10 protein-coding genes are annotated in these 12,984 nt (G+C 46.0%); 6 read left to right on the forward strand and 4 right to left on the reverse strand.

The features are described 5' to 3' along the window. Window positions 1-148 precede the first annotated feature (148 nt). The 6 genes from QUB11_RS00105 to QUB11_RS00130 all read left to right on the forward strand — a co-directional run bounded on the left by QUB11_RS00105 (window position 149) and on the right by QUB11_RS00130 (window position 8,510). Window positions 149-2,062 carry a S9 family peptidase gene (locus tag QUB11_RS00105; RefSeq protein WP_333205750.1) on the forward strand — a complete coding sequence of 638 codons (1,914 nt, stop codon included), beginning with the start codon at window positions 149-151 and terminating at the stop codon, window positions 2,060-2,062. Window positions 2,063-2,225: 163 nt separating this feature from the next. Further along, the gene (locus QUB11_RS00110) at window positions 2,226-2,942 is read left to right on the forward strand and encodes an HAD-IA family hydrolase (protein ID WP_333205751.1); all 717 of its coding nucleotides are present in this window, start codon (window positions 2,226-2,228) and stop codon (window positions 2,940-2,942) included. 227 nt (window positions 2,943-3,169) lie between these two features. Next, complete coding sequence (locus QUB11_RS00115; RefSeq protein ID WP_333205752.1) at window positions 3,170-3,793, forward strand: DUF3859 domain-containing protein; 624 nt, start codon at window positions 3,170-3,172, stop codon at window positions 3,791-3,793. Beyond that, window positions 3,794-5,536 carry an asparagine synthetase B family protein gene (locus tag QUB11_RS00120; protein ID WP_333205753.1) on the forward strand — a complete coding sequence of 581 codons (1,743 nt, stop codon included), beginning with the start codon at window positions 3,794-3,796 and terminating at the stop codon, window positions 5,534-5,536. 118 nt (window positions 5,537-5,654) lie between these two features. Continuing rightward, window positions 5,655-6,875 carry an alanine racemase gene (locus QUB11_RS00125; RefSeq protein WP_333205754.1) on the forward strand — a complete coding sequence of 407 codons (1,221 nt, stop codon included), beginning with the start codon at window positions 5,655-5,657 and terminating at the stop codon, window positions 6,873-6,875. 315 nt (window positions 6,876-7,190) lie between these two features. Next, on the forward strand, window positions 7,191-8,510 hold the full coding sequence (locus QUB11_RS00130; protein ID WP_333257210.1) for a hypothetical protein: 1,320 nt from the start codon (window positions 7,191-7,193) through the stop codon (window positions 8,508-8,510). A 319-nt stretch (window positions 8,511-8,829) separates the two neighbouring features. Here the strand turns inward: QUB11_RS00130 and argJ are convergent, their stop codons facing one another. From argJ to QUB11_RS00150, 4 genes are all read right to left on the reverse strand, one after another. Next, complete coding sequence (gene argJ / locus QUB11_RS00135; RefSeq protein WP_333103192.1) at window positions 8,830-10,071, reverse strand: bifunctional ornithine acetyltransferase/N-acetylglutamate synthase; 1,242 nt, start codon at window positions 10,069-10,071, stop codon at window positions 8,830-8,832. Between the two features lie 306 nt (window positions 10,072-10,377). Then, the gene (locus QUB11_RS00140) at window positions 10,378-10,518 is read right to left on the reverse strand and encodes a hypothetical protein (protein ID WP_015176121.1); all 141 of its coding nucleotides are present in this window, start codon (window positions 10,516-10,518) and stop codon (window positions 10,378-10,380) included. Between the two features lie 61 nt (window positions 10,519-10,579). Further along, complete coding sequence (locus tag QUB11_RS00145) at window positions 10,580-10,774, reverse strand: hypothetical protein (protein WP_006631905.1); 195 nt, start codon at window positions 10,772-10,774, stop codon at window positions 10,580-10,582. Window positions 10,775-11,375: 601 nt separating this feature from the next. Further along, entirely contained in the window at window positions 11,376-12,908 is a 1,533-nt protein-coding gene (locus QUB11_RS00150) for a right-handed parallel beta-helix repeat-containing protein (RefSeq protein ID WP_333389379.1), read from the reverse strand. Window positions 12,909-12,984 lie beyond the last annotated feature (76 nt).

The raw sequence follows: 12,984 nt of genomic DNA on the forward strand, positions 1-12,984 counted from the left end.
ATATTCTTGTGGAATGGGCATCTTGCCCGTTCCCAAAAAATTCAATATTCTTGTGGAATGGGCATCTTGCCCGTTCCCAAAAAATTCAATATTCTTGTGGAATGGGCATCTTGCCCGTTCCTATAGAAAATATTAGGTACAATAAAAAATGCAAACTCCTACAATTCAACAGCCAAAAACAGAACTTCCACCGCTAATCGAGCGGGAAATTCTGTTTGGAAACCCCGAAAAAACTAGCCCCAAACTTTCACCCGACGGCAAGTATATCGCCTACATTGCACCCGATGAACACAACGTCTTGCAAGTGCAATTGCGTACCGTCGGTCAAGCAGACGATCGCCAACTGACAGCAGATAAAAAACGCGGCATCCGCATCTTTTTGTGGACTTACAGTGGCGAAGAACTCATTTATCAGCAAGATATTGATGGTGATGAAAAATGGCATTTATTCTCAGTCAATATCCAGTCAAACCAGGTTCGCGACTTGACACCATTTCAAGGTGTTCGAGCTCATCTGATCGCCTTTAACCGCAACTTCCCCAATGAAATATTAGTGGGAATCAACATCAGCGATCGGCGCAAACACGATCTTTACCGCATCAACCTGCAAAACGGTGCCGTTGAACTCGACACCGACAACCCAGGAAACATCGTTAATTGGGCTGCTGATGCCCAATTTCAAGTGCGGGCGGCCACAGCCACAACTGCCGAGGGCGGTAAAGAATTGCTATGGAGGGAAACTGCGGACAAGTCTTGGGAAAGCCTGCGAAGCTGGGGCCCCGACGACGAAGGCGGTGCCGTCATGTTCTCAGAAAACGGCAAAATTCTCTACATCCGAGGCGATCACGATGCTAACGCGGAACGTTTGATCGCGCTAGATTTGGAAACCAAGCAAGAAACTGATCTCGCCTCTGATCCAGAATACGATGTCGGGGATATTGTCGTACACCCCACCAAGCGAGAGATTCAGGCGGTTTCCTTCTACAAGGACAAGCAAGAGTGGCGGATTTTAGACCAAAGCATAGCAGAGGATTTTGAGCATCTCGGCAAATTCCGTCCCGGCGAATTCTCCATTACCAGCCGCAACCTCGCCGACACTACTTGGCTAATCGCTTACAGGACAGACGACGGTCCAGTTTACTACTATGTGTACGATCGCACTTCCAAAACTTTCACCTTTCTGTTCAGCAACCAACCCAAACTCGAAGGGCTACCACTATCATCAATGGAACCCATTTCTTACACCGCAAGAGATGGTTTAACCATTCACGGCTACCTGACAAAACCGGTTGGTGTCGCCACACCAGTACCTGCCGTCTTGCTAGTTCACGGTGGCCCCTGGGCACGCGATACCTGGGGTTACAACCCACAAGCCCAATGGCTGGCAAACCGGGGTTACGCCGTTTTGCAAATCAATTTTCGCGGTTCCACCGGCTACGGCAAAGCCTTTCTCAATGCCGGCAATCGCGAATGGGCCGCTAAAATGCACGACGACTTGCTAGATGGGGTAAATTGGCTGGTAGAAACAGGAATTGCCCTACAGGATAAAATTGCAATTATGGGCGGTTCCTACGGTGGTTATGCCGCCTTAGTCGGATTGACTTTTAGTCCCGATGTTTTTGCCTGCGCCGTCGATATTGTCGGGCCAAGCAATTTGATTACACTGCTGCAAACTATTCCCCCTTACTGGGAACCGAGAAAAGCAAGTCTGTATCACCGCGTCGGCAATTTGGAAACAGAACCAGAGTTTCTGAAATCGATCTCCCCTTTATCTTTTGTCGATCGCATCCAGAAACCTTTACTAATCGCCCAAGGTGCCAACGACCCGCGAGTGAAAGAAGCAGAAAGCGAGCAAATTGTCAATGCCATGAAGCAAGCCGGCAAACCTGTAGAATACGTGCTTTATACAGATGAAGGACACGGATTTGCGCGGCCAGAAAATCGGCTGCACTTTTTTGCGATCGCCGAAGAATTCCTAGCCAAGTATTTAGGAGGCAGATTTGAACCTGCAGGCAACATTGCCAATCATTCCGGTGTAGTAAATCCGCAAACAACTAATTAGAAGGAAGAAGGAAAAAGGAAGAACAAAGAAGGAATTACTCAAATCTCTCTTCTCTTCTCTTCTCTTCTTTTCCTCTGTGCTCTCTGTGTCCTCTGTGGTTAAATCATTCCGATGCAACCGGATGTGCGATAAGTCCTCTTTCCTCTTCCCTTTTTCTTCTCAAATGACCAAAATTATTTTTCTCGATGCCGCAGGGACGCTATTTGACGTGCGTGGCAGCGTCGGCGAAGTCTACGGAAAATTTGCCCGCAGTTGGGGAGTAACTGTTTCTAACGAAGAGTTAAATGCAGCATTTTTCCAAAGTTTTGCCCACTCAAATCCGATGGCATTTCCCGGAAAAGAATTAGCCCAAATTCCCCAGCTAGAATTTGAATGGTGGCAAGCAGTTTGCGCGAACGCTTTTCAAATAGCAGGCGTTTTCAATCAATTCTCAGACTTTTCCACATTCTTTGTGGAACTCTACGCTCATTTTGCCACCGCCGAACCTTGGTTTGTCTATCCCGACGTATTGCCAGCATTAAATAGGTGGCAGCAACAAGGGATTGAATTAGCAGTAGTATCGAATTTCGATTCGCGACTTTATGCAGTATTAAAAGCACTAAATTTAGCTGAATATTTCACATCAGTGACAATTTCTACCGAAGTTGGTGCGGCAAAACCCGACTCTCAAATTTTTACCGCAGCTTTGCAAAAGCACAACTGCATTGCCGAGAATGTGTTGCATATCGGCGACAGCTTCAAAGCAGATTATTGTGGTGCTAAAAATGCCGGATTAAACGCAATTTGGTTGAATCGCCAGCAGGAAACAATAGATTCAGGAAAGTGGAATTTAACTGATTCCCAAAAAGTAGAAGAGTTTCCTAGTCTGGATTTTATATAAGTCAGTCCTAGACACACTCCCACAAAAAACCCGGGTTTGCATGAGCCCCGATGCGTCCAGGACTATAAATATGAATTTTATGAGGTTAAGGTTATGATTTTTATGAATTGACTTTGAGAGCTATTTATTGAATAATATGGATAATTTAACCACAGAGAGCGCAGAGGGCGCAGAGGAAGAGAAGAGAGGGGTGATTTATATATCTAATTTTAACTGGAAAAAACTTTATGGAACCTCGACTTACTCAAACTCAATTAGCACAGGTGATCGCTGAGATCGACAAGTTATCGCAGCAGCGCGAGTTAGAATTGGCCCCAGATCAGGTAAGAGAAATTTTACGGGAGTTGAATCTGCCTGATGAGCTTTTAGAAGATGCGATCGCCCAAATGCGCCGCCGCGAAGTCCTAGAAAAACAGCAGCGACGCAACCGCTGGATCGCGATCGCCTCGACAGTTGTTGTCATTTCTGCGATCGGTATAGGTGTACTGTTCGGGCAAAATCAGCAACAAAAAACTGCTCAAGTTGTGGGAGGAGAAGACCGAATTGCCCTATCTCAAAAGGGCGGTGACAGCCTTACTCAAGTCAACCGTCAAATCAATCCCCGCGTTTACTACCAGGTGACGTTGCAAAATGCTCCGATCGGTCGTGAGTTGTCTTTACAATGCGACTGGATTAATTCTAGCGGTCAAACTGTGCATCAGGGCAGGTATCAAACTCGCACCATCAATACTGCGGTTTGGAATACCCACTGCTTTTACGATCTCGGATCTGCTGCAGCCCCAGGCAAATGGGAAGTTCGGATGTCCCTGGATGGGCGCGTCATCAGCAGTGAACCTTTCACGGTGAAATAGATGGGTGCGATCGACAAACCTTCACATTTTATCGGCTATTGGGGACTGGACGATCGCACAAAAACGCTCAGCCGTTTAGCCCCAGACTACTGCATTCGGCAGGGCAAATTATCCGAATGGGCGATCGCCTCTGCATCTCTACTCACGGCTGACACAGTGACGCTGAATGCTTGCGGGCGATTTGGGCCAACCGATTTTCCGGGAGATGCTTGGGCGGCGGTGGAAGCGGGACACCTACGGCTGGGGCGCGATCCGTTTGGGCGAGTGCCGTTGTACTGGATGCAGTTGGGAGAAACTATTTGGTTTTCGACGCGGATGCAATTGCTGCTAACGCTGATTGCTTCCCCTCAAATTAGCCCGATCGCCCTCCACAGCTATGCTTGCTTTTCCTACGTGCCCACACCGTTAACTGCGATCGAGCAAATTGCATCCGTAGCAGCCGGAACCGAGATAATTTGGGAAATCGCCGATGTTAAGGATCGGCCGAAAGTGCGATCGCTGCAATCGGCTTGGCAAGAAGCGCCCCAACTACTGCGCCGTGAGGATGAGGCGATCGCACAATTGCAAGGGCTGTTGCAACAGGCGATCGATCGACAAGTGGCCGATTTGCCGATCGACGAACCCGTGGGCGTTTTACTCTCCGGTGGCATCGATTCTTCCCTGGTGACGGCGCTGCTAGTGAAAGCAGGCTTGCAGGTGCGCGCCTATGCCCTCGATTTTGGTGTCGAAGCCTATTCCGAACTCCCCTACGCCCAACAGGTGGCGGACTTTTTCCAGATTCCGCTGATCCGAGTGGTGGCGACGGGCGATGCAGTGTTGCGGGCGATCGAGCCAACCGCCAAAGCCCTCGATTTACCCTATGGAGACGGCACGACGGCTGCACTGTTTTTGCTCAAACAGGCGGCGGCGCAAGACGTGCGAGTTGTATTCAATGGCGAGAATGGCGATCAGCTATTTGCTGGATGGACAAACAAGCCTTTGATTGCACACGGAGTTTACAGTGCAGAACATCCCGCCGGAGTAGAAACCTTTGAACAGCAGTATTTGCGGACGTTTCAGCGATTTTATGGTTATGAAAAACAGATTTTTTCGCCAGAAATGCTCGATCGCATCCAGTCTCACGATTTGAGCGTTTACCTGCAAGACGCGATCGATCCCGAAACCTGTCCTTCCCTGCTAGCGAGGCTGCGGCGGGCTTCACTGATGCTCAAAGGTGCCCAAAATATTCAGCCGAGGGCAACGGCATTGGCGTTTGCTTGCGGTTTGTGGGTGCGATCGCCCTTCTGCGACCCCGACCTCACAGCATGGACGTTTCAACTCCCTGGCGAGCTGCTACTGCAAGGTGCGTGCGAAAAATACATCCTTAAAAAAGCCTCCGAACGCTGGCTGCCGCCGGAAATTGTCTGGCGGGAAAAGCGCGGGATGGGAGTCCCGTTGAAGGTTTGGTATTACCGGGAGTTTTGGGCTGCGATCGGCGATCGGCTGAATCCGAATCTGTTGCGATCGCAAAATTGCTGGCAGCCCCATTTGGCTGACTCGATGTTATCGGGACAACTCGGAGTTGCTATGCGCGATCGCTATATTGGCAATAATCTCTGGCTGCTGCTGATGTGGCAGGCATGGCGAACCGAGGTTTTAGGCGAAATTCCGGGCAAGCGATCGCTGGATCATGTGTTTTGGTTGCCACCGGCGATCGGACAACGCATTTGGAAATATCGAAGACAGTTGACAGTTGACAGTTGACAGTTGACAGTTGATTTTACAATCTTCCTTGTTCCAAACATCCGTTAAATCCCTTACAAAATCCGTTGCCAAACATCCGTTACATCCGTTAAATAATCCGTTGCCGAACTTCTTCTATATGACTGAATCTTTGCTACAGAATGAAACCAAAATACATTCGCCGCCGTTCTCCGAAGCAATGGCTAAGCGACTTTTGTCAACTTATGGTTCGCCCTTATATGTGTATCAGGCCGAGATCCTCCATGAAACCCTTGAGCATATTACGCGATCGATCAACTATCCGCACGTTCAGTTTCATTTTGCTAGCGTCACCAACGGCAATATTGCTCTGTTGCAATTGATTCAGCAGGCTGGTTGGGGGCTACACGCGAATACACCGGGGGATGTTTTTTTGGGGCTGAAAGCGGGTTTTACGAGCGATCGCATTGTCTATACGGGCAGTAACCTCAACAGGGCGGATATTCAGCAATTGATTGAATGGAAGATCGATCGATTTAACTTCGATAGTCTGTCGCAACTCCAGGATTTATGCGAATATTCCGCGAGTCAACCGCGATCAATCCCTGCCGAAATCGGACTGCGCCTCAACTCACCGGAATTGACGGGAGACAGTCGGATTGGAGTGCGTCCCGCCGAATTCGAGAAAGCCAACGAAATAGCGCAGCAGCAGGGGTTGAGGATTACCGGATTGCATTTTTATCGGGGGACTGGAACTAACGCCACGAGTGCTTTTACGCAGGCGATCGATCGGCTAATTGCGATCGCCCAACAGTTGCCAGATTGGCGAACCCTTGATTTTGGCGGTGGTTTTGGCTATCCCTATCGAGGCGGTGCGGTGTTTGACTGGCGGGAGTTTGGTGCGGCGATTACTGAACGATTGAGTGCGCTATCTCGCCCGATCGAGTTGGTGATTGAACCGGGACGATCGGCGATCGCAGGTTGTGGCGTTTTGCTTGCGAAAGTTGTGTCGGTGAAGTGGTTGGGCGCGCGGCAAATTGTCGGGGTGGATACGACTGTATCAAATCTATCCGTGCCTGCGGTGCACGGTGGCTATCGGGCGATCGCAACTTGGGAAACCGACGATGTATCGCGACATGAAACGGATATTTGCGGCAACACAACTTATTCGCGGGATTATTTGGGGCGCAACTGTTGGCTACCGAAACTCAAAATTGGAGATGCGATCGCGATTTTGGATAGCGGGGCTTACGGCTATGCGATGTCGTCGCATTTTCTGCACCGCCCCCGCCCTGCTGAGGTGTTGATTGATGCTAAGGGCGATCGATTAATTCGACAGCGAGAAGACTATTCTATCTTGTTAAACGGGCAAATCTTTTAAACCTGAGATGTTACACCATTCTCAAGAACAGGCAAGATGCCTGTTCCACAATAAATAAATTCTCTTGTGGAACGGGCCGGAGAGCCCGTTTATAAAAGACTCAGATCACGCAAGATGCCTGTTCCAAAATAAATAAATTCTATTGTGGAACAGGCCGAAAAGCCTGTTGCTGACAATGGTGCAAGATATCAGTTGTAACGAAGTTATCTCTCTTCTCTTCCTCTGCGCCCTCTGCGCCCTCTGCGGTAAAACCATTCCAAAACAACCGTCAACGATATAAATCCATTAAATCAATCAGGAGTAACCCAAATGGGAATGAAATGCGTCCAGTGTAATACCGATAACAATTTGCGCGATCGTACAAGCAACTCAGGTCGCTGTAAACGGTGCAACCATCCGTTTGTGTTTGAACCCACTACCGTCACTGATAAAAAGTTGGCATTCACCGATCCCTTTTTCAAAAATGCGATCGAAGATATTTCCAGCCAGAATATGTTATTTTTTACGCCCAAACAGTTTTTGTATTTGATAGATCAACGGCTAAAAAATCGCACCTCATCTAACCTCTGGAACTGGATTTTAGCATATTTAGTCCAGAGCTTTTTCCTGGTAAACTTTGGCGGTATATTCATTAGCTCTATCTTTTCTGACACTGCGGGATTTTTGATAGTGTGGACAGTTTTCAATATTATTTGGATTCGGGGATTTTTCGCGAACAGCCAATCTACCGAGCAAAGTGTTCGCAGCAGAAAAGTTAATGCCACAAATTTACAAACTTTAGGAATAATTATTTTAGTAACAGGGATTTCAGGAAGCTTGATATTTAATTATTTTCCAGGATACATCGCAGCCTCTGCACTAGGACTATTTTCCTACTGGCTCAGCATTTCACAAAAAAATCGTCAACAGATAACGGGTGAAATATTTATCGTTAATCAAGCGCAGAGCGATAAATGGCTGCGAGACTGGCAAACAGTGAACGGCACATTAGAAAAACTGCTCCCTGCACCTCGTCAAGAAGCTTTACCCGCCACCATCGATCGCGAAGTCAGCGCCTACAGCTTCGATCGCGCAATTATCTGTGACAGTGACGAAATAGCTCAATTCCTAATTGCCAACAACGTCCATTTTGAAAACAACTGCGCGATTCTTAGTATTAGTGGCTATCCCCAAAGCATCTTCAGTACCGTGATTGAAATGCTGCGGCGCAATGCCGATTTGAAAGTTTATGCGCTGCACAATGCGAGCCCTGCAGGAGTTCGCTTGGTAAATCAACTGCGAACTAATCCAAACTGGTTTGCGAATCAAGCGGTGACAATTTTTGATTTGGGAATTTCTCCCCGTCAAATCTTAGCAACCCGCGATATGTTTGTGCAGCAATCTCAAACAATGGCACAAACAGCCCGTCAACTACCCGATGCCGTAAGGCAAGGTTTAACAGCAGAAGAACTAGCGTGGCTGGAGGCAGGCAATTTTGTGGAATTAGAATCGTTTACGCCGCAGCGGTTGTTGCGCGTGGTCAATTATGGACTTGCTCAGAGTGGCGATCCGCAGGGTAACGAGGGCTTAATATTAGTGGATGATAATGTTGGATATGGCGGCGGCTATGTGTTTGTCTCCGATAGTTTTGGTTAGGGCGTGTTTTCAAACTTTATATTAGACTTATTAATAATAAGCTAAAAAAGTCTTGAAACTTAGTCTGAATAAGATTTTTAGCGCTCTTTTGTTAAAATCATAAAAAGCTTATCTTGGTAAGGGCTTCAGCGATTTTAAAATGAGGAGCAAAAAAGCTGAGGTTAACTCGGTGAGTAAAGGTTTCAAATTTTTAAATTTCCCCCCACGGGGGGAAGTTGAGTTTAAATTGTGTGAAATTTGCCTTCAACTTTCTCTCGTCTGGTTTTGTTTGTGTAGGCGCGGTTTCTAACCGCCCGGACTTGTAACCGCCTGGACTTATTTAAGTCGTATACTCCGCATTAATCTTCACGTAGTCGTAACTCAAATCGCATCCCCAAGCTTTCGCAAAACCGCTACCATTCCCGACACTAACCTGAATTACAACCGTATCAGCCTTCAAATATTCCCCCTCAGCAGCCGCTTTCATATAATTACTTGCAGCAGCGCGATCGAACTCTTTAGGTTGTCCGTTTTCCATCATCAAAAAATCCCCCAATTGAATCCGCAAATTCTCTTGATCGAAAGCGACACCAGCGCGCCCAGCCGCCGCCGCAATTCTGCCCCAATTCGGATCGCGTCCGAAAATAGCAGCTTTCACCAAAGAAGAACCGACAATTGTTTTGGCAATTTTACTCGCAGAAACTTCATCCAGCGCGCCGCTAACTTGCACTTCCACCAAACAAGTTGCACCTTCGCCGTCACGGGCGATCGCCTTTGCTAAATGCACGCAAACTTCTGTCAGCATCGCTTCTAATTTTTCAGCATCCGCCCCCATTTCTGTAATTGCGGGCGTGCGGGATTGGCCGTTTGCCAAAGCAATTAGCGAGTCGTTGGTACTGGTATCGCCGTCAACAGTAATTTGATTGAAACTTCTGTTAGCCGCCCGACTCACCATTTCTTGCCACAAATGCGATGACACTGCTGCATCGCAAGTTACAAATGCCAGCATTGTTGCCATATTCGGGTGAATCATTCCCGAACCTTTGCAAATGCCGCCGATGCGGACGGGTCGATCGCCAAACATGGTTTCCAGGGCGATCGTTTTCGGCACTAAATCAGTCGTACAAATAGCCTTAGCCGCCGCATCGGAACCAGTTTCCGATGCCTCAGCAACTAATCGGGGAATTCCCGCCCTCAGCGGCTCCATTTTTATCCGCTGTCCGATGACGCCAGTGGAGGCCAAAAGAATAGATTCTGGAGGAATATTCAGCGCTTCTCCCAACAATTTGGCACTTTCGAGGGCATCTGCCAAACCTTGTTCGCCAGTAGCAGCATTAGCTTGTCCCGCATTGCACAAAATTGCTTTCGCGCTGGGTTTAGCTTGCAAACGCTGGCGGCAGTAGTCCACGCAAGCGGCCCGGACAGTGGAGGTTGTGAAGACTCCGGCGGCGATCGCGTCCACCTCTGACAAAATTAAACTTAAATCTGGCAAGCCTGAAGGCTTCAAACCCGCTGTAATTCCCGATGCTCGATACCCTCTGGGTGCTGTAACTCCGCCGTCAATTTCTTTCCAGTCCGACATCATGACCTCCCTAGTAGCCTTCAATCTGCTGAAAGGGGATTATACCATTTTAGATTTTAGATTTTAGATTTTAGATTTTAGACTTCGGCGTGAGCGCTCAGTCGAACGATTTTAGATTTTAGATTCTTTTGAACCCAATTTCCCATTCCCCATTCCCAATTCCCAATTCCCCATAAAACTAATCGCGGCTTCCAATCTAGAGTTAGAACTCAAGAAGAAGTCGCGACGGTTTTGTAATTGACATTATTAATTTTTAACTGGCAAACAACAAACTCGATTCAACTATCTCGCCGTTGAAAAAAGGAGTTATTTGCGATCGATACTCGCTGGAGAACCAGCATCTAAACCAACTTCAGCAGCCACACGGCTCAGCATGGATTCCTGACGGTTTTTGACGACGTGTTGATGGCGCATCATCAGGTTGCGGGCTTGTTCTTGAGTGGACATAACTGATTTCTCCAAATTATAGGTAATAACTTCGTAGACAATTGTCGAAATTGAGTTTGCCCTAGCTCATAGTGGCGTTGCTGCGATCGTAACTGGCTTGAAAGCTGGGCTGCGGTTTGCCTTGAATGTGACCCCAGTAGTGCGTATCTTCCATCCCGACTTCGGTGGCGGTGCGGTTGAGCATGGATTGCTGACGGTTCTTCACAAGTTGGTGGTGGCGCATCATCAGAGAGCGAGCTTGATTTTCGGTAGACATATGCGGTTCCTCCGTATTCTTTAGATTAATGTTGGGCTTGTTTTTTCTTCTCTTCTATCACTATAACAGACAATTCTGTATCTAAAGCTACCAAATAAAAATTGTCACAAAACTTTACAATTGGGCTATGGGGCGAGAATCTCGATCGAGGTTGCAGGGAGTGCGATCGAGCTTTGGCTCGTGGATTCAGGCCCAACCTCAAGCAGCAGTTGGCAAAATTTGACAATATTCGTCTTCTAAGTGCCACATTTTAGCGCCTACCTAATTGCCAAGGGGCAAAATAACTTTATAGTTTGGTTCAAAGTTATAGATGCATAATTTTGTCTCTCAAGGGAGTAGAATTTGCCTTAGTTAACAGTAAATTTAATAAGTAGCTAAGTAGGTAGGCGCTGTAAAACACAATTATGTCAAGGATTGTAAAGTATCCTTAGCCCTAAGCGTGGCTAAGTTAGCCATGTTTACATATTGTTACAGAGCTCGGTTTAATCCCGCTTACCTACTTAAATCATTATTATTGAGTTGTGTAATTAATTTTGTTTAGGTACTTAATACAACTATTAAAAATTAATTCTTACAGAGACAACTTATTTTAATGAAGGGTTTATTGGGGTAAATCAGGAAATTGAGGTGGAAACTTACCCTGCCACCAAAAATCGGGTTTTTCTCCATTGGGAAAAGCTCCCACTCTCATCTGAGATGTTTGAGAATTAGCAGTTAATGGGGTTGGGTTACTGACCGGAGATTTTAAGTAAAAATTCCCTTCTTCAGGATTAATAAATTGAGGTTCTTCTCTGACGGCAGCAATTCCATTAGTTCCATAGATATTCGCATAGTTATCAGGAAGCCATCCAGCATAAATCGGACGGGTGGTGTTATTTTCTCCAAAGATTAAGTTCTGGCTAATCTCAATATCTTTTTGACTAAAAATATTTTCGGTGTCAGAGTTAGCCGCCAAATAGCGATCGCTATAACCGATTTGAAATCCCCTATTCTTGCTAAAAATATTATTCTTGATTTCAACATTTTGAAGATTATTAGAAAATAAATATAACCCTCCCGTAATCCAAAAAAAGCTATCTCCTGGGTTCGGTTTACCATAACCATTATGATGAACCGTATTATTATAAATTTTAATATTATGCCGTAACCCATCATTTCCCCATCGGGCAAAGAGAATTCCGGTTCCCCAGTTATCATAAATTAAGTTATGGTGAAATCGAATATTTTTTGCTTCTGAACCTCCTTCTACTGATAAAGCAAACCCTGCCCCATTACAATCATGAACAACATTATTAAAGACCTCAACATCTTCTAAGACTCCAAACCAGCTATCCACATATAATCCTTGTCGTGCCATGTGGTGAATATAGTTATGATGGACGGTTCCATATTTACTCTTTTCTTTAACATCAATCCCTTCTTTTTTCCCATCCTTAACTAAGTTATAAGCAACTTCAAAATCTTCAACCCCACCGATTGAAATTGCTTCATGGGGAGCTTCTGGGAAATCATTTAAAAAGTCAGCCATCTTCATGTCGTTTGCATTAATAACCGTATTTCCCATTACTTTATAGTGATCGCCCCACCAAACACCAATACCTGGAGAAAACGTATTTTCTGTTTTATTATTATAAAGGTTAATAAAATGGCTCTTTCTAACTGTAATCCCAGAATTATGAGAATTAATAACTTCTAAATCTTCGACTTGAATATAACTAACATTTTGTAACAAAAATGCACCTTGATCGTGAGGATAATGGGATTTCTTACCAGAGGGAGGCTCTACTTTAACTGCATCCGCATCAATAATAACTCGTTCTTCAGGATAGGCTCGATAAGTAATCCAAGCCTTTTCTGTCCCTGAATTTTTAGCTTGAATTTGTTCGGTGAGGCGATAATTTCCAGCCCGAATATAAACTGTTTCACCAGCTTTTAATACCGACGCTGCGTGATTAATTGTTGACCAAGGATGCTCAAGTGAACCGTTATTTGTATCACTGCCATTTGGTGCAACATAAAAAACATGAGGATGGATTTGTGCTAAAGTTCGCGATGTCCAGCACTCGCCACTAATCGCCCATAGAAATCCTGCTAATACTAACGTGATGAACCTATGAACGGTTTTTCTAATCATGAAGTTTTTTTAGGTAGCATTTAATCCTCACTGTTTAAAGATTAAAGCACTTTCGTAATTTTGTAAATCTAGTAAG

It is taken from the genome of Microcoleus sp. B6-A1 (assembly GCF_036705085.1).
In the GTDB taxonomy this organism is placed as follows: Bacteria; Cyanobacteriota; Cyanobacteriia; order Cyanobacteriales; family Microcoleaceae; genus Microcoleus.